Below are 25,610 nucleotides of genomic sequence, written 5' to 3'. Positions count from 1 at the left end.
GCAAGGAGACATGGAAGATGCTCGCATCGCGGCTTCGCCAACGCTGGCTGACGCTATTATCGGTGGCTTCGCTAGGACTTGCGTTACAAGTCACCGCCGCCCAGGCACACTCCGACACTCAGGCGCTAGACGCCGCAGATCGCGCCATGAAAGACGCACTCGATGCCGCCCGCGATCACCGCTGGTCACGCATCGATAACGCCGCCATCGACGATCATGTGCTGGCCGGCTACGTAGAATATCACCGCCTCAAGGCGCATCTGTCGAGCGCCCCTGCGGTGGAGGTAGAAAGCTACATCGCACGCCATACCGACTCGCCCCTATCGGACTGGATGCGCGGCCAGGCACAGATCGCATTTGGCCGCGACGGCCGCTTCGACGATCTGCTGGCCATCAGCGATGGCAAGCCCTCGGGCACCATCCGGCAATGCTATTACTACACCGCCCTGCTTGATCGCCAACCACAAGAAGCCGCGCAAGGCGGACGCGAACTATGGCGGGTTGGCCATTCGCAACCTAGCGCCTGCGACCGGTTGTTCGACACCTTGCGCGAACGCGGCGATATTGACGAGGGCGATATCTGGACACGGCTGACGCTGGCCTGGCAAGGCGGCGAGAGTCGCCTCGTCGGCTACCTGGCAGACCAGCTCGACGGCGACTGGGACACGGGTATCGACGCACTCGAGCGCCTGCGCAGTAACTATGCGGCAATTACCGAAATCCCCACCGATATCGGCCCCCAGGGGCAAGGCAGCGGCGCACTCTTCACGGCCGCCATGCACAATTTCACGCGCGCCGACACGGAGGCCGCGCTCGAGGCCTGGCGCAAGATCGCCCCCCACCTCTCGTTGAGCGACACGCAACGCCATACCATCGAGCACGATCTGGCGTTTTATTCGATGGTACGCGACGTCGATAACAATCTTGGCTGGGCCGACGACGCCTTGCCCCGTCTCGCGGATGGCGACCTATTCGAATTGCGGGTACGCAATGCCCTGGCCGATCAGGACTGGGGCGAGGTCATCGACTGGATCGATGCGATGCCGAAAGCCACCCGCCAGAAGGCGCATTGGCAATACTGGCTGGGCCGCGCACTCAATCAGCGTGGCGACACCGAGTCCGCGCAAGCCGCTTGGCAACTTGCCGCCCAGGAGCGCGGATTCTTTGCCTTCGCAGCCGCTGACAAGCTCGGCCAGCCCTATGCCTTGAATATGAATATGCCCGACGTCACGCCACTGCAAAGCGAGCTGGCCGCCATGCGACCCAGCGTCCAGCGCAGCGAGGCTCTGCGGCGCATCGATGAGCCAGGGCTCGCACGTAGCGAATGGTTCCACGCCATCGACCAGGCCAGTGCATCCGATACCGCCGCACTCAACGCCTACGCGCTGGAGCGGGGCTGGTACGACCTGGCCGTGCATGGAGCAATCATGGCCCAGCAATGGGATGCCCTGGCGTGGCGTTTTCCTTCAGCGTACAAAGCGAACTTCGATCAGTGGGGCCAACGCAACGGCGTCGACCCCTACCTGCTGATGGCGATTTCTCGGCGGGAGAGCGCATTCAATCGCCAAGCGGTCTCGCCGGTCGGCGCACGCGGGCTCATGCAGCTCATGCCGGACACCGCATCGCATGTCAGTCGCAACCTGGACATCGATGCACCAAGCCGCGGCGAGCTCTTCGAGCCGACCACCAATATTCGCCTGGGGAGCGCTTATATTCGCGACATGATGGAGCGCTATCGAGGCAATCGCCTCGCCGCCGCTGCGGCTTACAACGCAGGTCCCGGAAGTGTCGACCGTTGGCTGCGCGAGGCTTCCGGTAATTTCGATCTCTTCGTGGAGCGCATCCCATACCACGAAACCCGCGCTTACGTGCAAGCCGTGCTGACGTATCGCGTCATCTTCGAGAGCCTCGCCAAACAAGGCGATTCGCAAGGCGTCGCACTGCTGACCCAGGCCGAACGTGAAGGCATTTACGACACCACGTTGCTGGCCCAGAACCCGTAAACGCAAGCGCCGACGCTCCTCAGGGCGTCGGCGCATCACTAAGGCCTGCGGACTTTCTCAGGGGCGCTGAGCCAGCGCCAGCTTGACACCGAAAAGTACCAGCACAGTGCCGGTGGCCCCTTCCATCATGCGCGATACCCAGCGTTTGGCTAGCCATCTGGCGGCACTTCCCACCATCAGTACCACGCCCATCTGCCATATATTGGCAAGTACGAAATGCACGCTTGCAAGCCACAATGACTTGGCCAACGCCGGATCACCCGGCGCAATGAACTGCGGCAGAAACGCCATATAGAACACGACAGTCTTGGGATTGAGCACATTGGAGAGAAAGCCTTCACGCAATGACACCCAAGTGCTGACCCGCTCCTTGCATACGCCCATTTCGGCTACTGGTAAACCGCTACCTCTGCGGGCGCTAACCAGACTCCTGAGCCCCAACCAGATCAAATATCCCGCGCCGAGCAGCTTGAGCGCGTTGAAGGCCCATGCCGATTGCAGCAGGATCAGCGAGATCCCGAGCGCCGAGACGGTGGCATGCACGAACAGGCCAGAGCAGATCGCAACGCTGGTCAAGATGCCATCGCGCACGCCCCCGCGCGAGGTGTTACGAATGACCAGAAGCGTGTCCACGCCCGGCGTCAGCGTCAGCAGTGTGATCGCCACTAGAAACGGCCAAAACTGGGCGTCGAAGAACATACCTGTTTCCTGAGTAGAAGCGTGAAAAGACGCAGTATAGAACCGGACGCGCCAGGCGGCGCGCTGCCTACCAGACCCAGAAGGCAAATACGGCCGTGCCCACGGTCAATAACAGACCGATCAACAGCAGCAGCCCATCGTCCGCAGTCATTCCCAGCCCGATGACGGTGATCGCCAGCGCCGGCATCGCCGCCGCAAAGGGGAGCAATTCCAGAGGAATCATGCCTATCGCAAGCACGATGACCAACACCGCGACGAGGCGGCGCGCGGCCGGTTGCAACAATATGTCCAGGCGCTGTGCCAGCAGCTTATCGATACGTTGCGTCCAGGGACGAACGCGTTTGACGGTGCGGTGCAGCTTGTCATGGCTGATACCCCGCTCACGCAATTTCCTCGGCAACCAAGGCGATTGTCGCCCCAGCAACTGTTGCATCGCCATCAAGACGATGAACACGGCACATAGCGTGGGCACGCCGGGCACACCGCCAGTGGGCAAGAATGCCAGCAATGCAGGCAAGGTAATCAGGGGGCCGAAGCCCCGCGAACGAAACGTCTCAACGATATCCTGCAGGCGGATGGTCTTGCCATCGTTGGTCTCGTCAAGCGTTTCCAGCAACTGGGTCAAACTGATGCGCGACTCCATGCGCGATTTCTCCTTGGGAGCGATTGTCGATGATGGCCTTGCACGGTGGAAGACCGCATACTATCAGCCAAACAGATCACGCCTGGCATGTTTCATCGAAATCTGGTCATTGAGCGTCCAGAAATCGTACAGGATACCCAACATGAACAACCCACCGGTGACGAGATACAACAACCCGGTCAGCCATTTCCCCATGTACATGCGATGCAGACCGAAGATGCCCAAGAAAGTAAGCAATATCCAGGCAAGGGTGTAGCTGGTGGGTCCCGCCTGAAAACGCAGGTCCGCCTGACGATCCATCAACGGGATCAGGAAGAAGTCGACCAACCAGCCGATGCCCAGCAGGCCTAACGTGAAAAACCAAATCGTGCCGGTAATGGGCTTGCCGTAGTAAAAACGGTGCGAGCCGGTAAAGCCAAATATCCACAACAGGTAGCCCACGACCTTGCTATGCGTATCGTTCGCAGCGACGGCGGTATGGGACACGTGACAACTCCTCCAAAATTGAACTGGCGTGATCCGCCCCAACTCCAGGATGCGATATCACCATGACAGACGCCCAGGCTGCGCCAACGTTCCCGCCGCGTCGTTGACGATTTTGCATGCCAGGCGACGACGCTCGTCAGACAGACTCCAGGCAGCAATATGATGCCTTCGATCAAGGCGCCATGCTTTACCCACGGCGTACATACCGACGCTCTGGACGCCCCCCCGAATTTTCGATCTATTGTGCATAGACGGTGCATGGTACCGGGAAAGGCCCCTCGGCAATAACTTGACGCCTACCCTAGGCTAATGCATTTTCCGCTGCGTAGGTTGGCAAGTCGAATGTCGTCAGCTGTTAATCGAATTCTCGATGTCCCTTGCGCATTCCCTCCTCGTCTTACCCACGTACCATGGCCGCCCATGGGTCGGCCCGCATCATTACTTCGCCAGTTAAGGAATTCAAAATGGCAACTGGCACTGTCAAGTGGTTTAACGACACCAAAGGCTATGGCTTCATCTCTCCAGAAGATGGTGGCGATGACCTGTTCGCACACTTCTCCGAGATCCAGGCTGAAGGCTTCAAAACGCTGCAAGATGGCCAAAAAGTGAGCTTTGAGGTCACCCAGGGCAAGAAAGGCCTGCAGGCGTCCAACATCAAGGTGGTCGGTTGATTCCGATACCCCAGCGATCGTGAGATCGATAGCAGGCTCCGAACGCATGAGAGCCCACCGTTAGGTGGGCTCTTTTATTTCCATAGACGTTATAGCTAGCCCCTATAGTGGGCGCCTACCAACGCCCTCAGAGCCGATATCAGGACTGATTGTCACCATCAGCCGCTTGATCCATTTCGTCGGCGGCTTGATCCATTTCATCCGCCGCTTCGTCGGTTGCTTCGTCGGCTGCCTCTTGTGTTTCGTCGGCGGCATTATCCATTGTATCGCCAGCCTCATCGGCAGCGTCTGAGGTGGCGTCTTGCGCTTCGTCGACCTGTTCGCCCGCTTCGTCCATGGCGTTGGAAGTTCCTTCGGCGGCTTCGTCTCCCATTTCTTCCATGTCGTTGCTGGCTTCGTCGCTCATCTCGGCCATTTCATCGCCGGACTCATCAGCGGCTTGCTGGGTTTCTTCAGCCGCCTGTTCGCTATTGTCTGAAGTCTCCTGAGCGGGATCGTCACCGCTATCGCAGGCCGTCAGGCCAAGTGACATCACCAATGCCAACGCACTCATCGTCCATTGCTTATACGTCATCATTTCGCTCCTTGAGTCGCTTATTTTGCCGGGGGCCGGCACTTTCCTAAAAGCCCATGAGGCCATCCAGGCCTCATGGTACAGGGTTGGCAAGCCCTACGTGCCGGGCTCGCCAATATCTTCGTACCAAATCTCGGGACGTTCGGCGATGAACCGTTCCATCAGCGCCTTGCACTGCGGATTGTCGTATACCGTGAGCGTGACACCACGTTGGCGTAATAATGTTTCCTCCCCTTGAAAAGTCGAGTTTTCGCCAATCACGATCTCGGGGATGCCATGGAGCAAAATGGCGCCACTACACATGACACAAGGTGACAGTGTGGTATAAAGCACCGCTTCACGATACACATGCGCCGCCAAACGGCCAGCATCTTCCAAGGCGTCCATTTCACCGTGCAGAGTGGCACTGCCACGCTGCTGGCGTTGGTTATGGCCACGCCCGATGATAACGCCCTGATGCACAAGCACAGAACCGATGGGGACCCCGCCCGCGTCGTATCCTTTGCGCGCCTCGTCGATGGCTGCCTGCATAAATGGGTCCATGTCGATCCTCTTGTCATTCACCTTATGCACCACGTTAAGCTCGTTGGCTTTTGGCACTTACGCATTAATTAATTTCAAGCGTAAGCATCTCGAAGGGCCCTGGGCAAACGAGCACGCAAGACAGATCATCGCGCCTCACCCCTCATCGTTTTGACATGAGTACAGTGCAGACGACGAAGGCGCCGCCAAGGAAAGCGCTCCGGGTATCAACTCAGCGCGAAAGCGCGCGTGGCAACAAGGCTCGCCATCAAGATTCAGCGGCAGGGCCGCTTCACTTGCGAATTCGACCCAAGGCACCTGCAAGTACTCGACGAACTCGCCGCTTTCGGGGAGGTTTTCCAGCTCGTCGATAAGCTGCTTCATCTCCCTGAGCGAGGTGAAATGACGCACGATAAGCAGTTCCAGTAGGCCATCATCTACCTTTGCCAGGGGAGTCAACTGCTGGCCGCCTCCCGCGTGAGAGCCATTGCCCAGAGCGAGCAGGAACAAGGGAACGTTGCGCTCTCCATCGGGGAGCCGCAAACGGCCTTGGTATGGTTGGTAATTCCAGGCCTTGAGCATGCCCATCAACGAATAGGCGCCCCCCCCTAAAAGGCGCTTGAGGGGGGCCGGCGTCGAATTGGTGATCTGGGCGCCGAAGCCGCCCGAGGCAAGGTTGATGAAATAATCCCCCCCCAGACTGCCCACGTCTATATCGTGGGGGCGGGCCTCCAACGCCACGCGCAACGCCTCGAGAGGGGCCAATGGCAATTCCAGGCCACGTGCGAAATCGTTGGCACTGCCCAGCGGAAGGATGCCGAGGGTCGGCCTTGCAGCTTGGGTCAGTTGCATCAAGCCGCCAACGACCTCGTTGACCGTTCCATCGCCGCCGCCGGCGATGATACGTTTAATACCCGCTTCGCTGGCTTCCCGTGCCAAGCGCACGCCATCACCGACTTCCCAGGTCACCCGCACCGCCAGGGGGTGACCCTCTTCACGCACACGCTCCACCGCCTCTCGGATCTCCGGAAGCTGGGCGGATTTACCATTGAGAATTAGCCATGCATCACCATCGCTTGCGGCAGGCTGGAGTGTTTCACTCATCGCTTTATCATCCTCGTTCCCTGAGACACGCCGGCCTCTCGTCTCGCTCTATACACATGGCACCAACAGGCCTCATATTCCCTTGAGCACCTCGAAACCATTGCCTACCGTCGTCGGCAGAAATTCCTCGACATGATATTGCGCCACGCCGGCGACGATAAATGGGTCTTCATCAAGCCAGGCCGTTAAACGCTCCCGCGACGTCGCTCTGGCCAAAATGATGCCACCACTCGGTGGCGATTTACGCCCCGACGCGATGAACACGCCACGCTCGATGCCTTCCCGCACCCATGCCATATGAGCCATTCGATATGGCTCGACCGTGTCCGGATCGACCACATACTCCAGTGATACGATGAACATGGCTGCTCCTTGATGTCTGCCGCCTGGCACGTCACGTTGCCTTGCGTATATTTACAAACTCATGCCGTCGGCGCCACTCGCCAGGAAAGCCACAGCAAGGGCGACACCAACACAACGCCGACCAATGCCAGGGCCCATTGCGGCGATAACGGCATCGCCAGCAATAGCGTAGCCAACAACGCACCGCCGCCCAACTGCAAGGCGCCCAGCAAAGCAGCCGCCGTCCCGGCACGCTCACGAAACGGCTCCAGCGCTAGGCTCGAGGTTGCCCCCAACGCCAGTGAAAAGCCCACGGAGAGCACCCCTACCGGTCCCATGAAGCCGACTGACGACAGCGGCAATGCCGTAACGATAAGCGCCTGCAAGACGCCCGAGACGATGATCAACCCCAGCCCTAGACGCACGGTCCCGACGCGCCCGAGGCGGTGAATGAGGCGGGGTGCGAAGAAAAACGCCAGAATATTGACTACAGCGTTGGCGCCGAACCAACCGCTGAATGCCAGTTCCGAAAGTCCCAGCCGGTCTACCAGTATGACCGGTGCGGTCGACACATACACCAGGATTGCCGACATGATCACCCCGGCCAGCCCCGCGAAATAGACAAAGCGAACACTCGTCAGCACCGGTCGGTAGCGGGCCCAATGATAAAGTCGCCGTTCGGGAACCGTGTCCTGAGGCCGTGTCTCGGTGAAACGCCATAAGGCGACCACTCCCAGCACCGCCGCGAAGACGAACATGAACGCAAAATTGCTGCGCCAACCGAAGGTCACCGCTAAGCTCCCGCCGATGACTGGTGCCAATGCAGGAATGATGCACAGCGCTCCATTGAGATAACTGTAGAGTTTCGCGCCTTGCTCGGCCGTGAAGCAATCACGCACTGCGGCAAAGGCCACCGTCATGCTCGCGCAAGCCCCCAGGCCTTGCAGCACACGCGATACGTAAAGCGGCCCGAGACTGGTCGCCATCATGCCCAGCAGTGCCCCCACCATATACACCACAGTGCCGCAAAGCAGCACCGGGCGACGTCCGAAACGATCAGTCAGCGGGCCGACTAACACCTGCCCCAGACCAACGCTTAGCAAGAGTAATGTCACGGTGAACTGGAGTCGACTGAACCGAACGTCGAACTCATGCGCCATGACCGTCAGTGACGGCAGGTAAATATCGATCGCCAGTGGCGACAACATCACACAGCCCACCAGCAAGGGAAGCAAACGGGCACCCGACATGATACCTCCACGGCGACAAAAAAACGCCACCTTACCCCGAACACGCAAAGATGCAACTGGCCAATGACGCGAGTGTTTTCCTGCTGGGACGTCGCCTGAAAAGTCAACACGCATGGATACCTTCAGAAAAAGGCCTAAAGCTCATGCCCACCCCGCCGATATTTCCTTTCAGGGCAAAACTCCATGCAATGCCTCGTGTCCGCCGATCATCCATCGCACAGGAAACGCCATGCCATTCCGCACCTGGGGGGTCGTGCTAAGCGCCGTCCTATTGGGCGGCTGCTTCGGGGTCAATACCTCGCAGGCCCCCATCGCCACGACCTATCCGATCAGTGAGCAGCAACGCATGCAGGCCGCACACCATTGGGAAGTGCTTGCCGAACACGAGGCAGACGAGATCCTCGCCAAGCGTGATTTGTGGGGCAAGCCGCTCTATGTCGAGGAGCATGAACAGGAGACCGCCTTCAGCCGCGGGTTTCGTTCATTGCTGACCAGTGAACTGGTCGAGCAAGGTGCCATCGTTCGCACCCAGTCGGATGGCGCCGCCCATGTCAGCTTCGACGTTCAGGTGATCACTCACGAGGACCGCGGTTTCATGCGGCCTCCCCAGGGTGCTTTGACTACATTGGCCGCTGGCATCGCCGTGGCGACCATTCCTTTCAATCACTGGACCGAACCCGCTCTAGGCTTGATTCCTGCAGCTGCCTTGGCCGATACGTTCAGCGGTAGCTGGAGCACTACCGGCCAGCAGGAAGTCATCATCACGACCCAGGTCAGTCAGCACGACACACTGCGCTATTCGTCCTCGAACATGTATTACATCAACGCGGGCGATAGCGATCATTACGGTGCGTCCGACACCGGCGATTCCGCCGGATTACCGCTATCATCCGACTGGTGAGGAGAGCGCTCGACATGTCATTCAACCAACGCCACACCAGGTACGTCACATTACGCCTGCTGACAATGGCCATACTGTTGCTGGTTCTCTCCGGTTGCAGCCTTCTTCAGAACCGTCAAGCAACGGCCCCCGAGCCCAGCATGCTGACGCGCGTAGATGACGCCGCTGCTAAATTACTCGCCACCAGCAGCGAGCAGCTCGGCAACCAGGCACCGATCATCGCCACCACGTTCGTCGACATCGACCAACTCGATCAATCGTCGACTCTCGGGCGCACGCTATCCGAGACCTTTACCTCGCGTCTCGTCCAGGGCGGCATGAATGTCATCGAAGTCAAGATGCGCGACAGCCTGTACATCGAGCAGAATACCGGGGAACTGATTCTGTCCCGCAACGTACAGCGCTTGAGCGATAACCACGATGCCCAGGCCGTATTGCTGGGCACCTATGCGCAGGGCGAAAACAAGCTGTTCGTCAACGCCCGTCTGGTACGCATCGCGGGCCGCCAGATCTTGGGTGCCGCGAGCTTCGAAGTACCAATGGACAACGACATCAGGGCATTGCTGCCTTCCAACTGGTAAACGCCTTTCCTGGTAAACGTATCGCCCCTTGTGACTGGCCCCGTCGCGGGCTGCATCAATCACCGGTCGGCGACAGCTGAAATTCCAACAGCGTCTCATGGTTGCGCAAGTCGGTGGCCAATAACGGCAGGTAATGGCGGTCGTGCGTCCGCAGCATCATGCGGTATTCGAATTGGCGCCCTTCGTCACGCGTGCGATAGCTGAGGCTTTCGATATGGCATCGGTGCGCTTTCATTAGCGCATTGATCTCTGCCTCATCGAGTATCCGCTGGCTATCGAAGCGTAGAATGCAACGCGCGAAGGTACGGCTCGGCATACGCGCCTCGACCAAACGAAACAACGATAGCGTCAGCAAGGTCACTCCCGTCGCCAGCAACCCCGGCATCCAGAAGCCAATGCCATAGAGTATACCCAGCGCAGAGGTGATCCATATCGAGGCCGCCGTCGTCAGTCCGCGTACTGTCAGTCCTTCCTTGAAGATCACCCCGGCGCCCAGAAAGCCGATGCCAGTCATGATGCCCTGCGCCATGCGCGTGGGATCGGTTCTGATCGTTTCCTCGGGCACATCGCTGCCTAGCCACTGCCACTGGTAGACCGTCACCATCATCAACAATGCCGACGCAACGCAGACCAGCGCATGTGTCCGAAACCCCGCAGGGCGCCCATGGAAAGTACGTTCCAACCCGATCAGGCTCCCCGCCAGCCAGGCCATGCCCAGGTGCACCACTATCGTCCATGAGATCGTCGACATTCGCCTCTTCCTTCTCCAGCGTTATCGTCTATCGTGTCAGCATAGCGTCTGCCACTGTATTCCACAGGATCCACGACGATTTCCCACTTTTCGATAGAAGGATCGCTGCGTGAGCCACCCGTCCAACCTCACGCCACCCAGTCGGGTGGAAGACGACGAATATGACCTGCACCTCAATGGCGGTCCCAGGCCATCGCGTGCGGCAGCCGTCCATGAGTCGATCCGGGAAGAAGGGGAGACAGAGCTCAAACGCGCCGCATCGGCCTTGTTCTGGTCGGCGATCGCCGCTGGCCTGTCGATGAGTTTCTCGATGCTTGCCAAGGGGCTGCTGCACGCGCGCCTACCGGACAGCGACATCGGCTATCTCGTCGAGTCGTTCGGCTACACTATCGGCTTTCTGGTCGTCATCCTCGCACGCCAGCAACTCTTCACCGAGAATACCGTCACCGCAGTGCTACCGGTCATGAGCACGCCACGCATCATGCAATTTCTCAAGCTATTGAGGCTATGGGGCGTGGTACTCATCGGTAACCTCGTAGGGGTGGCGGTTTCCGCGTACGCGCTCCTCTACATGCCCGTGTTCGATGCCGAGACACATCAGGCCTTTCTCAGCCTGGGGCATCACATCATGGAGAACACTGGTAGCCAGATGTTCGCCAAGGGCATCATCGCCGGCTGGATGATCGCCACCATGGTCTGGTTGCTCCCCGCCGCTGGCAGCGCCAAGATCTGGGTAATTCTGATCGTCACTTATCTCGTCGCACTAGGCGGTTTCACGCACATCATCGTGGGGTCGACGGAAGTGATGTACTTGATGTTCGCCGGCCAGGCCAGCCTGGTTGAGTACCTCCTCCACTTCGCCCTGCCGACGCTAGCCGGCAACCTGATTGGTGGCACTTTCATCTTTGCCCTCATTAGCCATGCACAGGTGCGCAGCGACACCTGAAGGAATATCTTGCAAATACCTGATTCGGTACGCCCTCACGCGTGCCGATCTTGTCCATTCGTCTATGCCGTTTTATGCGCTCTCACGGACGAGATACCGAATAAAGCCCAACACGCTCTCTTGATAACCAATTTTTATCGGCATGCCTGGTTTCGGAATTAGCGAAGGGCCCGAATGCCTGTTAAAGCTTAAGTGGCTCATACCATCCACCCGGCTTGTACCGGATCCATGACGAGGGACAATAACAATGGGACACGCCACATCACGCACCCCCTATTGGCTTGCCGCAGCGCTGATCATGGGACTCGCTACCCCCGCGCTCGCCGACTATCCTGAGAAACCCATCACGCTGATCGTCCCCTGGGCCGCCGGCGGCGGGACCGATGCCACGGCGCGCATCATCGCCAAGGCTCTGGAGGAAGAGCTCGGCGAGACCATCAATGTGGTCAACCGCACGGGCGGCAGTGGCGTCGTGGGGCATACCGCCATCGCACGAGCTAAACCCGATGGCTACACCCTCGGGCTAGGCACAGTCGAGATCAACATGATGCATTGGCAAGGCCTGACCGATCTCACTTATGAAGATTTCACTCCCATCGGGCAGATCAACTTCGACGCCGCCAGCATTAGCGTCGCCGCAGACGCCGACTACCAAGATCTGGGCGAACTGATGGATGCGATCCGCGAGCAACCCGACGGCCACTTCAATGCCTCCGGTACCGGACTCGGGGGTATCTGGCATGTCGCGCTGGGTGGACTGTTGATGGATCTCGACATGCCCGCCGACAAGGTCAACTGGATCCCCAGCCAAGGCGCCGCGCCAGCCATGACGGAGCTCTCCTCCGGGGGCGTCGACATGGCCGCCACCTCGCTCCCCGAAGCGCGTTCGATGATCGAATCCGGCCGCGTGCGTAGCCTGGGCGTGATGGCCGAGGAACCTCTGGAAAGCTTCCCTGATGTGCCCACCGTGGCCTCGCAGGTAGACAGCGATTTCACCACGGGCGCATGGCGCGGCGTCATCGGGCCACAAGGCATGGACGCCGACATCGTCGAGACGCTGGAAACCGCCTTGCACGCCGCCTACGAAAGTGACACCTATCAAACCTTCATGACCAAGCAAGGCTATGGGATGCAATGGAAGGACGCGCAAGCCTTCGGCGACTATATGCAGAAAAGCGACGCCGAATTCGGTAAGATCATGAAGGCCATCGGGCTCGCCAAAGAATAAGCATCAAGCGATACGCTACGACCGCATTGCTATTCATACGGTCGTAGCACATCGACTCCTTACCCTGCTAGGCCGGGGCTTGCGCCTCGGCCGCTAACTCCGACATCGTGTCTTGATGCCCCGCGCGATTGAGCGCGCTCAACACCGCCTTGAGCGAGGCACTGACGGTGTCGCCGTCCTCAGCCATGCCGCTGATGCGCTGCCCCGCCACATTGAGTTGCACGAAGGCGATCGCCACGGCGTCGCTGCCCTCGCCCAGCGCGTGTTCGCTGTAATCGACGACGCTCACCGATTGCCCTGTATGGGCTTGCCAGGCAGTCATGAACGACGAAATGACACCGTTGCCCTGGCCACTCAAACGCACCGCACGACCGGCATCGTTGAGTGACACCGTCAAGCATTCGTCAGCGTCACGATCCAGCCGGTATCCGGTCAACGAGAGCGGTTCATGCCGGGAGAAGGTCTCGGTCAGCACCTCGCGAATGCGCTGGCTGGATAACTCGCCACTTACCGTCTCGCTCACTGCCTGCACCGCCGGGGCCAGCTCCAGCGCCATCCAGCGCGGCAGGCTGATACCGTAATCGCGTTCGAGCAGGAACGTCATGCCGCCCTTGCCGGACTGGCTGTTGACACGAATGACCGCCTGATAATCACGCCCGATGTCGCGCGGATCGATCGGCAGGTACGCCACCTGCCACGGCTCGTCCGCTTGCTGCTTTCTGAGCGACTTGCGGATCGCATCCTGATGACTGCCCGAAAACGCGGTATAGACCATTTCCCCCACCCAAGGATGACGCGGGTGCATGGGAATCCCCGTGCATTCCTGCACCACCTCGATGATTTCGTCGGGACGCGACAGATCGAGCTCGGGATCAATGCCCTGGCTGTACAGATTCATCCCCAAAGTGACGATATCCATGTTGCCGGTGCGTTCGCCATTGCCCAGCAACGTGCCTTCGACACGCTCGGCGCCGGCCAGCAAGGCAAGTTCGGCGGATGCCACCGCGCCACCGCGATCGTTGTGCGTATGCACCGAGATGATCACGCTGTCGCGGCGGCTGATATGCTGGCAGAAATACTCGATCTGGTCGGCGTGATGATGCGGTCCGCCCACCTCGACCGTGGTGGGTAGGTTGAGAATGCACTTTTTCTCCGGCGTCGGCTGCCAGACGTCCATCACCGCTTCGCAGATCGCCAGCGAGAAATCGATCTCGGTACTGGAAAAGCTCTCGGGCGTGTATTCGAAGCGCCAATCGACGTCGGGATAGCGCGCGGCGTGCGCCTTGACCCAACTCGCCCCTTGTACGGCGATGTCGATGATGCCCTGGCGGCCCATCTCGAACACGCGTTCACGCTGCACGGTCGAGGTGGAATTGTAGAGATGCACGATGGCGCGCTTGGCACCGACCAGCGATGCGAAGGTTCGCTCGATCAAATGCTCGCGGCACTGCACCAACACCGCGATGGTCACATCGTCGGGAATCTGATCTTCTTCGATCAGCCAGCGCACGAAATCATAATCGGGTTGACTGGCCGACGGAAAACCGACCACGACTTCCTTGATGCCGACCTTGATGATCTGGTGCCACAGACGCTGCTTCTGTTCGACGCTCATCGGCTCGAGTAACGCCTGGTTGCCGTCGCGCAGATCCTCGCTGACCCAGGTCGGTGCCGCCACTAGGTCGCGCTCCGGCCACTGACGATCGAAGGCCGGCACACGCGGCGCCGGGCGATATTTGCGATGGTCGAAACAACTCATGGCAACAGTCCTGTGCAGATGAATGAGCTTGTAGCAATAATCACAGTCTACGCCGCCACGCCCCGCAGGCGATTGCAAACTCAGCCTCGAAAAAGGTAATTTTTAGCATATAATTCCAATATCAAACTAAAAAGAGAACGTTAATGCCAAAAGAGAACGCAACAGTCGGCGAGGTAACACTTGACCGCTACGATCGTCAGATACTCGATATCCTCCAGCGCCATGGACGTATCAACAATCAGGAACTGGCCGAGCGTATCGGCCTGTCGCCCTCACCTTGCCTGCGGCGCATGCGAGCGCTGGAAGACAGTGGCCTGATCACTGGCTATCGTGCCCTGGTGGACGCCAAACGGCTGGGCCATAGCCTCACAGCGCTATTGCACATCTCCATGGATCGCCACACACCGGAGCGCTTCGCCAATTTCGAGGCCAAGGTCGCGGCGCTGCCTCAAGTGCAAGAATGCTTGCTGATCACCGGCCAGGAGGCCGACTATCAGCTCAAGGTCGTCGTCCACGACATGGATGACTACCAAAACCTGCTGCTCAATCAGATCACGCGTATCGAAGGCGTCACCGGCGCGCACTCCAGTTTCGTCCTGCGCCGAGTCCTCGAGCACCGCCCAGTCCCGTCGCATACGGACGCGTCACACTGACACCGAGCATTAGACACTGGTGCAATGGTGGACTCGCCGAAAGACTGTTACGTTTTTTGCATGCAATAGTCATCTATCGAAAAGGACATATGCCATGCAACTGCCGCGCAACCCTTTCAAGGCGTCACTGACAGGCGATATCCGCTATGGATGCTGGGCCGGTTTCGCCACGGGCTACGCCACGGAGATTCTGGCCACCACAGGGTTCGATTGGCTGTTGATCGACGGCGAACATGCACCCAACACCGTGCCCACCATCCTCGCCCAATTGCAGGCCGTTGCCGGCTATCCTTGTGCCCCGGTCGTGCGCACCGTCAACCATGATCCGGCCTTGATCAAGCAACTGCTCGATATCGGCACCCAGACATTGATGATTCCCATGGTCGAAACCGCCGAGCAGGCAGCCCAGTTGGTCGCCGCCACACGCTACCCGCCGCAGGGATTTCGTGGCGTGGGCGGTGGCCTGACGCGCGCCACACGCTGGGGCGAGGTGGAAGACTACATGACAACGGCCCATGAAGAGTTGTGCCTGATCGTGCAGGTAGAGTCTCGCAGCGGGGTCGACAATGCCGACGCCATCGCCTCCACCCCCGGCGTCGACGCCGTGTTCGTCGGCCCCTTCGATCTATCCACCGACATCGGGCATATCGGCAGCCCCAATCATCCCGAGGTCCAGGAGATGATTCGACACACACTGGACGCCACCCACGCCGCCGGAAAAGCTGCCGGCATCCTGGCCCCCGTCGAGGCGGACGCCAGACGCTATGCCGACTGGGGGTTCGATTTCATCGCCGTGGGCATCGATATCAGCCTGTTGCGACAGGCCGCCAAGGAGACCGTGTCACGCTACAAGGGCGACCAATAGACTGATACGGTATAAGTGTTAGCTATTAAACAAGGAAATTCGCGCATGAAACGGATATTCATCGCCACCACGATAATGGCCACGCTCGGAGCCGCCATATCGCTTGCGGCTTGCACGCCCGGGGCCCGTGAAACGCCGTCTACCCCAGCCAACGAAGACACCACGAACTATACGCTGGCACCCTACCCGGTCACACTGCGCGCCGATGCCTCGCTCGAGCGTATCACCGCGCCACAATCGGGTTACTTCGATACCGGCAGTTGGCAGATTGCGGATGAAGCATCTGGCGAGCGCCTGATCACGCTGGCACTGCCGGGGTCCAACGAGGTCACGGCCGCACACTGGCGAATGGGCGCGAGCCGCGACGCTGACGCGATCTCCAACTGCCTGACACCGCCGCCCAACGCCCATTCGCAGTCCACGGCACGTATCGCTGATCATGACTTCCAGGTCTTCACGCTCGGCGACGCCGGCATGAGCCACTTTCAGCGGGTCAGGGGGTACCGGGCCGTGATCGACGACACCTGCTATGCCATCGACCTGATCGTCAACGGCACTCGCGGCGAAGTCTACGATCCTCCTCGCGAGCCACCATTCTCTACAGAACACGCCATGCAGCGCCTGCGTGAGATCAACGACGGGCTCTCGCTGCAATGAAAAAATGCCGTGACGCTTGGCGCCACGGCATTCTTGACCAGTCACTCCTGAGCTCAGGCGTGGGTATTGATCTGCGTACCCACGGTACCGGTCGTCGCCAGAGACTGCTGGGGGGAAACCGCTTCCATCAGTTGCGACACGTGTGACGCCTGATTGTTGAGCGACTCCTTGAGCAGGCCCGCCTGCGCCTGCTGATCGGCGTTATGCTGTTGCAACGCCATCGCATTTCCCACGGCTGCGTTCACGGATGAATCCATGAAGCTCCTCCCTTCAAGTGAATGAATGCGCTTTACGCCCTCTAGTTATCGGCTAGGGCGCAACAAACTTTCATCGCCCACGACCGACAGCGCACGCACTACACCTTCAGCATGCAAGAAGAAAAGCATAAAGGCCACCCCATCCTAAGGCGCCCCCTGCCATCCTGGCGCCTCGCCGCATAGAATGACGGTCCACGGCCATGCGCCGACAGTACATGGGGCGCTACGCTCATCTAAGCACGCTCACAAAAAGGATGTGACATGCAGATCGATAGATTCTTCCACTGGCTCGGCGAGTTCCTCGGTGACGCCTTGCGCGCCATCATCGATGCTCTCTCTACGCTATTCGCGGGGTTGTGGGTAGCCATCGACCGCTTTTTCGACGGCCTCGCCCGTTCATTGGGCGTCGATCCCTCACTCATCAACCTGGTAGTGCTGATCATCGGCGTTTGGATGCTTTACAGGGGGATTCGCGCACTTCTTCGGCGTGGCTTCGTCGGCGGTCTCGTATGGCTATTCCTCGGCTTGCTGGTGCTCGGCTGGCTCATCCGCTGAGGCGCTTTGCTGCAACGGCTCATACGACACCCACCCACGCAAAAACGCCGCTGCCCAGACAGCGGCGTTTTGCCGTCACTTTTTCCTGCAAAGTCGGCTATCAGGCTTCGGCCAGCGCCCGCTCAATCATTTCGTAGACATTGGGCGACAGTTCCTCGGCACGAATGCGTTCGAGTTCGGCCTTCATCAACGCCTGGCGCTGCTCGTCGAAACGCTGCCAGCGCGTCAGCGGCGTAATGATGCGCGCGGCGATCTCGGGATTGAGGCTGTTGAGCTCGATCACCACATCCGCCAGCAGGCGATAGCCCTCGCCGTCGAGGCGGTGGAAGTTGATGCGGTTCTGCGCCGCGAAGGCACCAATCAGCGCGCGCACCTTGTTGGGATTCTTGAGCGAGAACAGCGGATGCGCCATCAGGTATTTGACGCGTTCCAGCACATCCTCCTGCGGACGCGTGACCTGAATGGTGAACCACTGGTTCATCACCAGCGGATCGTGCGCCCACTTCTCACCGAACGCCTTGAGCGCCGGTTCCGCGATATCGCTGCGCGAGCTGTGCACCAGCATCGTCAAGGCGGCACGTACATCGGTCATGTTGTCTTCGGCGTCGACCTGCGCCTCGGCCAGCGCCACGCCCTCTTCGTCTTCGATACTCATCAGGTATTCGAGCGCCACATTCTTCACCCGACGCCGCGCGATCTGAGTCGGCTCCGGCGCGTAGGGCTCATCGCTCCGATGAGCTTCATGAATGGCCAAGAATTCGTCGCGCAAGGCCGTGGCGAGCGACTCCTTGACGAAGACGCGCGCGGCGTGGATGGCATCCACATCAACCATCGGCTGCTGCTCGGCGATATAGGCCTCCGAAGGCAGCGTCAGCATCTCGGCGAGCACGGCCTTGTCGTCGGTCTCAGTGGTCAAAAGGCGCCGATACGCGTCAATGACGCGCGTATCCATGACCTTTTCAACCCCGTTGCGATGCGCCGCGATGAGGTCGTCGAGGGCCAGCATGGTCAGCCGCTGCCCCGCATCCCAGCGGTTGAAATCGTCCGCGTCATGGGTGAGCAGGAACGACAGCTCCTCACGCGAATACGGATAGCGCAGATAGACCGGCGCCGAGAAACCACGCAACAGTGACGGCGTCGGCGCCTCGTCGATCCCGGTGAAGACATACGTCTGTTCAGTGTCGCGCAGGTGCAGCACCGTCTCATGACCCAACGACTCACCGTCCAGGGTCAACGCCATGTCGTTCCCGGACTTGGTACCTACCAGCCCCATGCGTACCGGAATGTGCAGCGGCTGTTTCTCCGCCTGGCCGGGGGTGGGCGGCGTGCGCTGGGAGAGCCGCAGATGATACTCGCACTTGGCGTAATCGTATTCACCATGAGCGTCGATCTCCGGCGTGCCCGCCTGGGAATACCAGCACATGAACTGGTTTAGATCGAACCCCGAAACTTCTGCCATGCAGTCGACGAAATCCTCGATGGTGACCGCCTGACCGTCGAAACGCGCGAAGTACAGGTCCGACCCCTGACGGAACGTCTCCCAACCGAGGAGATGACGCAGCATGCGCACGATCTCGGCACCCTTCTCGTAAACTGTCAGGGTATAGAAGTTGGAGATCTCGATGTAATGGTCGGGACGCACGGGGTGTGCCGTCGGGCCAGCATCTTCGGCGAACTGCGCGGTGCGGAAGAAGGAGACGTCCTCGATGCGTTTGACCGGCGCCGAATTGATGTCGGCAGAAAAGCTCTGGTCGCGGAAGACGGTGAAGCCTTCCTTCAGCGAGAGCTGGAACCAGTCGCGGCAGGTCACGCGGTTGCCCGACCAGTTATGGAAATACTCATGGGCGACGATACCCTCCACGCTCTGGAAGGCCGCATCGGTAGCGGTTTGTGGATGCGTCAGCACCGCCGCCGAGTTGAAGATGTTGAGCCCCTTGTTCTCCATGGCACCCATGTTGAAGTCGTTGACGGCCACGATCATGAAGCGGTCGAGATCGTATTCACGACCGTAGGTCTCTTCATCCCACTGCATGGCGCGCTTGAGCGAGGCCATGGCATGCGCGGTCTTGTCGAGATTCTCCGGCTCGACCCAAATCTGCAGCGTGACATCGCGACCGCTCATGGTCGTGAAGCGGTCCTCGACCTTTTCCAGTTTCCCGGCCACCAGCGCGAACAGGTAGCTCGGCTTGGGGTGCGGGTCTTCCCAGGTCACGAAATGCCGTCCCTCCGGCAGCTCGCCGCTTTCCACCGGATTGCCGTTGGAGAGCAGCACCGGCGTATCGGTCTTGTCACCCACCACCGTGGTGGAGAACGTCGCCATCACATCCGGGCGGTCGGGATAGAAGGTAATGCGACGAAAGCCTTGTGGTTCGCACTGAGTGCAGAACATGCCGCTGGACACATAGAGACCCTCAAGTGCTGTGTTGGCGGCCGGGTCGATCGACACCTCGGTATCCAGCAGGAAGCGCTCAGGCACGCTGGTGATGGTCAGCCCCTCATCATCGACCTCGTACTCATCGGCTTCCAGCTCCTGTCCATCCACGGCGATACGCACCAACGACAGCTTGTCACCGGCGAAACGTAGCGGGAGCCCCGCCTCGCGCTCGGGGTGGCGCTCGACATGCAGGCGCGCCGTTACGGTCGTCGCCGAGGGGGCCAGGTCGAATTTCAGCTCGGTGTGCGTCACCCGATAGGCGGGCGGCAGGTAATCCTTGAGATGGGTCGCTTGCGGTTTGGACATCGATCGACGCTCCTTGAGATCGGGGCATGCCTTCGCCCCAAGACATCGCCTCGCGCTTGAAGCACGAGGCACATGCCGAGCATTGTACGGCGTCCGGTGGAGTCGGCTCAAAAGTGCGGCAACGCCGCGCCTCTATCGCGCGCTCAGCGAGACTCCTGGCGCTGGCTGGGGGCAGATTCCTCGAAGGACGACAACACCGGGCAACGTCCCAGCGACGGCGTCGGGCGGGTCAAAATCCACACCGCGATGCCCATCAGGCCAATGATCAACGCCACACGCAGCACGAGGGAGCCGACCGTGAAGGCGATCACGCCCATCGAAACAATCAGCATGGCGCATGCCATCCACTTGGCGTGGCGGGGAATGGCACGTTCGCGCTCCCAGGCGAGAATGGAGGGACCAAAGCGCGGATGACGACGAATCCAGTTGGCGAAACGCGGCGAGCTTTTCGAGGCCGCCCAGACCGCTACCAGCATGAAACACGTCGTGGGCATGATCGGCAGGAACAAACCGACCACGCCCAGAGAGAAGCTGACGCCAGCCAAGCAGATGAACAATAGCTTGCGTATATCGTACATGCGCCGCGCCACCTTGCCATGATAGAGGGGAACGCCGGACTTCATGCTAGATCGCTGGCAGGCATGGCGAAACCCGACGCTACCTCATTCATTGAAGCCCGAATAGCGTATCCAGAGAAATCGTCCCTTACTATCGAGGCGATTATGGCCAAGGACTGGACACGTACGTTCATTCTAGCGCAAAGCAAGGGGCCAAGACCAAGACGCAGTCTCATCAGCGCCCTGTCACGCGCCGCGCGCCCTCACTGCCGCATTGGGCATTATCCTATGGTGACGTTGGCCTCCCGGGTCGGTGCGTTCTGTACACCAGGCGTCGCGGTCGACGATACACGCAGCATGCGACGCAAGACCTTACCCACCGGCGACTTGGGTAGTTCTTCGATGAAACGATAGCCGCGCGGACACTTGAAACGCGTCAGCCCTGCGTCCAGACAATAACGCCCGAGTTCCCGCTCATCGACAGCGCTACGTGCCTTGATGAACGCTGTCACTATCTGGCCCCACTTATCGTCGGGAAGTCCCACCACCGCGACTTCCTCGACCTGCGGATGTAGCGAAAGCACATTCTCGATTTCCAGCGGGCTAATGTTCTCACCGCCGGAGTTGATCAGGTCGTCGACACGACCGGTGACGAACAAGTCCCCATCGGCATCGAAATACCCGGTGTCCCCGGTGAAATACCAGCCGTCCCTGAGGGCTTTTCCATCCGCCTCGGGGCACTGCCAGTAGCCATCGAATGCCTCGTCCCCGCTCATGTCGGCGATGACTTCGCCTTCCGCGCCTGGTGATACCCACATCTCCGGCGACGTGGCCCCGACCTTGACCACCCGCAACCGTTGGTTGAGCGCCGCACGTCCCGATGAACCAGGCTTATGGTTAGCATGCTGGTCGACGGTCAACGCATAGAGTTCCGAGCAACCATACTGATTGACGAAAAGACTAGGCTGGAAGGCCGCCTCGACGCGCTCAATCAATCCCGCACTCATGGGTGCACCAGCGAAACCGATCTTGTCGATGCTGGCAACCCGATGCGGGGCGAATCCCGGTGCTTCGAGCAGCATGTGATAGAGCGTCGGCACCAGGTTGAGACTAGTGACTCGCTCGCGCTCGATAGCCTCGAGCGTCGCCTCCGGCTCGAACTTGGGTATGCACACGAAGCGCCCGTCGACCATGGCCATCGCCTGTAGCGCGCGTATCCCCGTGGCGTGATAGAGCGGCATCACGCCCAGCATGGTCTCATCATGGCGATACAGGTTCTGAGCCACGTATGCGGCCGTCGCGGCCCGCTCGATACGATGACGACGCGGCACTCCCTTGGGCCTGCCAGTGGTACCCGAAGTGTAGAGCATCATCGAGTAATCGTCGGGCGTCGCCATCAGCAACGTCTCACCGGTCGATCCGAGCAGTGAGTCGAAGGCAATCGACCCCGGGGGCGTTACATCGCCGACCACGATTCGCGGTATTTGATGGGCCTCGGCGCACGCCTGCACTGCCTCGACGGTCGCATCGTCATGGGCGATGGCGCCAGCACCAGAGTTCTTCAGATAGTAACGAATATCCAGCATCGTGGAACGCCAGTTCACCGGCGTGGCGATGATGCCCGCGAACTGGCATGCCCAGTACAAGGTGGCCATCTGCCAGCAATTGTGCATGGCCACCAGCAGGCGGTCGCCCTTGACGAGCCCCAACCGCCGGAGATGGCGCGCCACGCTCTGGATGTCCACATACCACTGAGCGTATGTCTTTTGCGTTTGGCCATCACTGATAGCAACGGCGTGTGGGCGCCGCTCGACCGTGGCAAGAAAGCCGCGTCCCAGATCAAACATCTTCGTTCTCCTGTCGCTCGTTTATTGTGTTGTCGCGGTTGTCTTAGCGACAGGATCGAGCGCACAGGCGTGGGTAGCAACGCTAACCGACCACAAGGATGATGCGTATCAAGGTAGTAGGACGAATCCTCTTCAATCGCGAAAATTCGTGTACTGCAGGGCCAGCTCGGGGCCAGCATCGCTCTTCAACAAGGCGATTGCCTGCTGCAGTTCGTCACGCTTCTTGCTGGTGACACGCACCTTGTCGCCCTGGATCTGTGCCTGCACCTTGAGTTTGGCTTCCTTCAGACGCTTGACGATGTCCTTGCATTCCGGCTGTTCGAGCCCCTGCTTTAACACTACGTCCTGGTGGGCACGCACGCCGCTGGCAACAGATTCCTTGATGTCCATGCAGCGTGCATCAATACCACGGGTAATGAGCTTGTTGCGCAGCACATCGAGCATCTGCTTGAGTTGAAAATTCACCTCGGCTTCGAGGGTCACCGTCTCGCCCTCCAGAGTGAAACTCGCGGTCACGCCCCGAAAGTCGAATCGGGTCTGGATCTCGCGATTGGCTTGATCGACGGCGTTGCTGGCCTCGTGCTTGTCGAACTCGGAGACGATATCGAAAGATGGCATGGCGCTTTCCTCACTCAGGTAAAATCGGGCGTGATTCTAGCAGTATGAAACACGTGCACGCTTCTCCACGACCACACGTCATGGATGCCTTCCTGGCGCGTATGGAGCGTCATACGGCATCGGAAACATGCTGACGACACCCCCGAGTGCCGGCACGGACGCCGGAACGCCCCGTTCAGCCTTCGAACAGCAGCAGCAACGAGAGCGCGGCCAATACCCACATGGTGGGCTTGATCTCTTGGGTCTTGCCCACCGCCAACTTGACGATGACGAACGTTAGAAAACCGAAGGCGATCCCGTGCGTGATCGAATAGGTGAAGGGAATCAATACCATGGCGACAAAGGCCGGAATCGCATCGTCGAACTGGTGCCAATGGATCTTGCGAATGGGATCCATCATGAACACGCCGACCAGAATCAGAGCCGGCGCCGTGGCAATCGCCGGCACCAACGACAGCAGCGGCGAGAGGAACAGAAACGGCAAGAACAACACCGCCACGACCACCGCGACGAGCCCGGTGCGGCCACCCTGGCTGATCCCCGCGGCGGATTCTACATAGGCATTGGCCGGGCTGGTTCCCAGCGGCCCGGAGATCAACGCGGCACTGGCATCGACGATCATCGAGCGACGAATGTTGCGCGGATTGCCATCGGCATCCTTCAAGTCACCCGCCTCGGAGACTCCCATGAAGGTTGAAAGCGCATCGAAGAAGGTCGTGAACAGCAGCACGAAAATGAACGGCCAGTAGGCCACTGATAGCGAGCCCCATAGATCGAGCGCCATCAAACCGCTTAAATCCGGCATGGCGAAGACCCCGCTGAAGTTGACCAGTGTCGACGACGCCATATCCTCGGGAAAGTAACGGCTCCCGTCGCCCCACCAGCGGCCGATCGGCACGCTGGCCAGCGTGGTGAAGACGATCCCCAGAATCAGCGCGCCGGGCACATTGCGCACCACCAGCCAGGCAGTGACCGCAAAGCCGATGAGAAACGTCACAAGCACCGGATCGAGCGAGGCCATGCCCACCACGGTGGCCGGGTTGGGCACGATGAACTGCGCATTGACCAAGCCGATGGTGGTAATGAATAGCCCGATGCCGCAGGCAATGGCGTAACGCAATTGCGCCGGGATAGCATCAATCACCAACTGACGTGCATTGAACGCCGCCAGCAACGCGAAGATGACCCCGGCCCAGAACACGCAACCCAGTGCAGTCTGCCATTCCATGCCCGCCCCCAACACCATGGTGTAGGCGAACAGCGCGTTGATACCCATGCCGGGCGCCACCAGAACCGGATTCTTGGCGTAAAACCCCATCATCACACTGCCGAAGAAACTGACCAGCACGGTGGCGGTCAGGGCACTGGAAAAGGGGACGCCGGCATCGCTAAGCACCGTCGGATTGACGACGATGATGTACATCGAAGCCAGGAAGGTCGCGATCCCCGCCAGGATCTCGGTGCGCGGGGTGCTCCCCTGGGCCCGGATGCCGAAAAGTCGTTCGAACACGTCGCGTTCTCCACACAGGTTGGATTGGGATGAGACGTCGCGCAGTATAGCCAATCCCGCCCCCCATGCTCATCCCCCAAACTTGTCTGAAAAATGCCCGTCACGTCATGACTGCATAAGGCCGCTTGCCTGTGCCATGATCTGACAAGCATTCACGCGCACCCTCACGCGGGAGAAGACCATGAGTTCAGAAGACAACCTGCTGCCGCTGATCGTCGAGCCCGAGCAGCTCGCCGAGCATCTCGGCGCCCCCGAACTATTGATCGTCGATATACCGCTCAAGGCCGAAAGCTACAGCGAAGGCCACGTACCCGGCGCGGTGTTCCTCGATCATCGCCGCCTTCTCGTCGGCAGCGGCACGGTGCCCAACGACATTCCCGACGAAGAGACGCTTTCCGCGCTGTTTTCCGAACTCGGCCTGACCCGCGACACGCACGTCATCGCCTACGACGATGAAGGCGGCGGCTGGGCCGGGCGCCTGCTATGGACGCTGGAACTCATCGGCCACACCCGGTATTCCTATCTCAACGGCGGCATCCATGCCTGGCGCGCCGACGGGCAACGCGTCGAGCGCGAACCCAGCACGCCCACGTCCAGCGATTACCAGGCGAGCATTCATCAACCCCAGGCTCAGATTCGCCGCGAAGAGCTCATCGACCGTCTGGATGAACGTGAACTCGCGGTCTGGGACGCCCGCTCACCGGACGAATATCGCGGCGAAAAAGGCAAGAACGCCCAAATGGGACATATTCCCGGCGCCGTCAATTTCGAATGGACCGACGCCATGGATCCCGAACGCCACCTGCGCCTGCGCGATTACGCCGAACTCATCGCCGAGCTCGAAGCGAAAGGCCTGACACCGGATAAAGAGATCGTCACCCACTGCCAGAG

27 protein-coding genes are annotated in these 25,610 nt (G+C 59.8%); 11 read left to right on the top strand and 16 right to left on the bottom strand.

Going from position 1 to position 25,610, the window contains the following annotated elements:
• Window positions 1-17 precede the first annotated feature (17 nt).
• Window positions 18-2,003 (top strand): transglycosylase SLT domain-containing protein, encoded by a 1,986-nt coding sequence (locus tag OP495_RS09035; protein ID WP_280568657.1) that lies wholly within the window; start codon window positions 18-20, stop codon window positions 2,001-2,003.
• A 57-nt stretch (window positions 2,004-2,060) separates the two neighbouring features.
• Here OP495_RS09035 and OP495_RS09030 read toward each other — a convergent pair whose 3' ends face one another.
• The 3 genes from OP495_RS09030 to OP495_RS09020 all read right to left on the bottom strand — a co-directional run bounded on the left by OP495_RS09030 (window position 2,061) and on the right by OP495_RS09020 (window position 3,831).
• Window positions 2,061-2,702: a LysE family translocator gene (locus OP495_RS09030; RefSeq protein ID WP_280563459.1), complete on the bottom strand. Its 642-nt coding sequence runs from the start codon at window positions 2,700-2,702 to the stop codon at window positions 2,061-2,063.
• Between the two features lie 67 nt (window positions 2,703-2,769).
• Window positions 2,770-3,345 (bottom strand): exopolysaccharide biosynthesis protein, encoded by a 576-nt coding sequence (locus OP495_RS09025; RefSeq protein ID WP_280563460.1) that lies wholly within the window; start codon window positions 3,343-3,345, stop codon window positions 2,770-2,772.
• 63 nt (window positions 3,346-3,408) lie between these two features.
• The gene (locus tag OP495_RS09020; protein WP_280568656.1) at window positions 3,409-3,831 is read right to left on the bottom strand and encodes a TM2 domain-containing protein; all 423 of its coding nucleotides are present in this window, start codon (window positions 3,829-3,831) and stop codon (window positions 3,409-3,411) included.
• Window positions 3,832-4,295: 464 nt separating this feature from the next.
• Here OP495_RS09020 and OP495_RS09015 point away from each other — a divergent pair, with 464 nt between their 5' ends.
• On the top strand, window positions 4,296-4,502 hold the full coding sequence (locus tag OP495_RS09015; RefSeq protein WP_040242353.1) for a cold-shock protein: 207 nt from the start codon (window positions 4,296-4,298) through the stop codon (window positions 4,500-4,502).
• Window positions 4,503-4,641: 139 nt separating this feature from the next.
• Here the strand turns inward: OP495_RS09015 and OP495_RS09010 are convergent, their stop codons facing one another.
• From OP495_RS09010 to OP495_RS08990, 5 genes are all read right to left on the bottom strand, one after another.
• Window positions 4,642-5,076 (bottom strand): hypothetical protein, encoded by a 435-nt coding sequence (locus OP495_RS09010; RefSeq protein ID WP_280568653.1) that lies wholly within the window; start codon window positions 5,074-5,076, stop codon window positions 4,642-4,644.
• 96 nt (window positions 5,077-5,172) lie between these two features.
• On the bottom strand, window positions 5,173-5,619 hold the full coding sequence (locus tag OP495_RS09005) for a nucleoside deaminase (RefSeq protein WP_280563463.1): 447 nt from the start codon (window positions 5,617-5,619) through the stop codon (window positions 5,173-5,175).
• A gap of 135 nt (window positions 5,620-5,754) precedes the next feature.
• The gene (gene yegS, locus OP495_RS09000) at window positions 5,755-6,702 is read right to left on the bottom strand and encodes a lipid kinase YegS (RefSeq protein WP_280568650.1); all 948 of its coding nucleotides are present in this window, start codon (window positions 6,700-6,702) and stop codon (window positions 5,755-5,757) included.
• 72 nt (window positions 6,703-6,774) lie between these two features.
• Entirely contained in the window at window positions 6,775-7,065 is a 291-nt protein-coding gene (locus tag OP495_RS08995; RefSeq protein WP_280563465.1) for a YciI family protein, read from the bottom strand.
• Between the two features lie 59 nt (window positions 7,066-7,124).
• Window positions 7,125-8,294, bottom strand: a complete 1,170-nt coding sequence (locus OP495_RS08990; protein ID WP_280568648.1) for a multidrug effflux MFS transporter — start codon at window positions 8,292-8,294, stop codon at window positions 7,125-7,127.
• Window positions 8,295-8,523: 229 nt separating this feature from the next.
• On the opposite strand from OP495_RS08990, the gene OP495_RS08985 reads away from it, so the two are divergent.
• Together OP495_RS08985 and OP495_RS08980 are read left to right on the top strand one after the other, a co-directional pair.
• Window positions 8,524-9,195, top strand: coding sequence for a hypothetical protein (locus OP495_RS08985; protein ID WP_280563467.1), 672 nt, complete (start codon window positions 8,524-8,526; stop codon window positions 9,193-9,195).
• 14 nt (window positions 9,196-9,209) lie between these two features.
• Entirely contained in the window at window positions 9,210-9,776 is a 567-nt protein-coding gene (locus tag OP495_RS08980; protein ID WP_280563468.1) for a FlgO family outer membrane protein, read from the top strand.
• Window positions 9,777-9,831: 55 nt separating this feature from the next.
• On the opposite strand, the gene OP495_RS08975 is transcribed toward OP495_RS08980, so the two are convergent.
• The gene (locus OP495_RS08975) at window positions 9,832-10,527 is read right to left on the bottom strand and encodes an MgtC/SapB family protein (RefSeq protein WP_280568645.1); all 696 of its coding nucleotides are present in this window, start codon (window positions 10,525-10,527) and stop codon (window positions 9,832-9,834) included.
• A 109-nt stretch (window positions 10,528-10,636) separates the two neighbouring features.
• Between OP495_RS08975 and OP495_RS08970 the strand changes: the two genes are divergently transcribed.
• Window positions 10,637-11,473: a formate/nitrite transporter family protein gene (locus OP495_RS08970; protein WP_280563470.1), complete on the top strand. Its 837-nt coding sequence runs from the start codon at window positions 10,637-10,639 to the stop codon at window positions 11,471-11,473.
• A gap of 247 nt (window positions 11,474-11,720) precedes the next feature.
• Entirely contained in the window at window positions 11,721-12,701 is a 981-nt protein-coding gene (locus tag OP495_RS08965) for a tripartite tricarboxylate transporter substrate binding protein (protein WP_280568642.1), read from the top strand.
• Between the two features lie 67 nt (window positions 12,702-12,768).
• Here the strand turns inward: OP495_RS08965 and OP495_RS08960 are convergent, their stop codons facing one another.
• Window positions 12,769-14,460, bottom strand: a complete 1,692-nt coding sequence (locus OP495_RS08960) for a 2-isopropylmalate synthase (protein ID WP_280568640.1) — start codon at window positions 14,458-14,460, stop codon at window positions 12,769-12,771.
• A gap of 143 nt (window positions 14,461-14,603) precedes the next feature.
• Between OP495_RS08960 and OP495_RS08955 the strand changes: the two genes are divergently transcribed.
• The 3 genes from OP495_RS08955 (at window position 14,604) to OP495_RS08945 (ending at window position 16,635) form a co-directional block, all read left to right on the top strand.
• On the top strand, window positions 14,604-15,113 hold the full coding sequence (locus tag OP495_RS08955; protein ID WP_280568638.1) for an Lrp/AsnC family transcriptional regulator: 510 nt from the start codon (window positions 14,604-14,606) through the stop codon (window positions 15,111-15,113).
• 94 nt (window positions 15,114-15,207) lie between these two features.
• Entirely contained in the window at window positions 15,208-15,978 is a 771-nt protein-coding gene (locus tag OP495_RS08950; protein ID WP_280568635.1) for an HpcH/HpaI aldolase/citrate lyase family protein, read from the top strand.
• Window positions 15,979-16,023: 45 nt separating this feature from the next.
• Window positions 16,024-16,635, top strand: a complete 612-nt coding sequence (locus OP495_RS08945; protein ID WP_280568633.1) for a hypothetical protein — start codon at window positions 16,024-16,026, stop codon at window positions 16,633-16,635.
• Between the two features lie 53 nt (window positions 16,636-16,688).
• Here OP495_RS08945 and OP495_RS08940 read toward each other — a convergent pair whose 3' ends face one another.
• Window positions 16,689-16,892 carry a putative motility protein gene (locus tag OP495_RS08940; protein WP_280568631.1) on the bottom strand — a complete coding sequence of 68 codons (204 nt, stop codon included), beginning with the start codon at window positions 16,890-16,892 and terminating at the stop codon, window positions 16,689-16,691.
• Window positions 16,893-17,153: 261 nt separating this feature from the next.
• Here OP495_RS08940 and OP495_RS08935 point away from each other — a divergent pair, with 261 nt between their 5' ends.
• Window positions 17,154-17,447, top strand: a complete 294-nt coding sequence (locus tag OP495_RS08935) for a hypothetical protein (RefSeq protein WP_280563477.1) — start codon at window positions 17,154-17,156, stop codon at window positions 17,445-17,447.
• Window positions 17,448-17,547: 100 nt separating this feature from the next.
• Here the strand turns inward: OP495_RS08935 and pepN are convergent, their stop codons facing one another.
• From pepN to OP495_RS08910, 5 genes are all read right to left on the bottom strand, one after another.
• Window positions 17,548-20,187 (bottom strand): aminopeptidase N, encoded by a 2,640-nt coding sequence (pepN, locus tag OP495_RS08930; RefSeq protein ID WP_280568628.1) that lies wholly within the window; start codon window positions 20,185-20,187, stop codon window positions 17,548-17,550.
• Window positions 20,188-20,330: 143 nt separating this feature from the next.
• On the bottom strand, window positions 20,331-20,810 hold the full coding sequence (locus OP495_RS08925) for a YbaN family protein (protein WP_348521305.1): 480 nt from the start codon (window positions 20,808-20,810) through the stop codon (window positions 20,331-20,333).
• 215 nt (window positions 20,811-21,025) lie between these two features.
• Window positions 21,026-22,591 (bottom strand): AMP-binding protein, encoded by a 1,566-nt coding sequence (locus OP495_RS08920; protein WP_280568625.1) that lies wholly within the window; start codon window positions 22,589-22,591, stop codon window positions 21,026-21,028.
• Window positions 22,592-22,723: 132 nt separating this feature from the next.
• Complete coding sequence (locus OP495_RS08915; RefSeq protein ID WP_280563480.1) at window positions 22,724-23,209, bottom strand: YajQ family cyclic di-GMP-binding protein; 486 nt, start codon at window positions 23,207-23,209, stop codon at window positions 22,724-22,726.
• Between the two features lie 175 nt (window positions 23,210-23,384).
• Window positions 23,385-24,719, bottom strand: coding sequence for an NCS2 family permease (locus OP495_RS08910; protein WP_280563481.1), 1,335 nt, complete (start codon window positions 24,717-24,719; stop codon window positions 23,385-23,387).
• 181 nt (window positions 24,720-24,900) lie between these two features.
• Here OP495_RS08910 and OP495_RS08905 point away from each other — a divergent pair.
• A partial coding sequence (locus OP495_RS08905; protein WP_280568623.1) for a sulfurtransferase occupies window positions 24,901-25,610 on the top strand: 710 nt, incomplete at its 3' end.

The organism is Chromohalobacter sp. 296-RDG (assembly GCF_029889885.1).
GTDB lineage: Bacteria > Pseudomonadota > Gammaproteobacteria > Pseudomonadales > Halomonadaceae > Chromohalobacter.
This window is presented reverse-complemented; position numbering and strand designations above follow the sequence as displayed.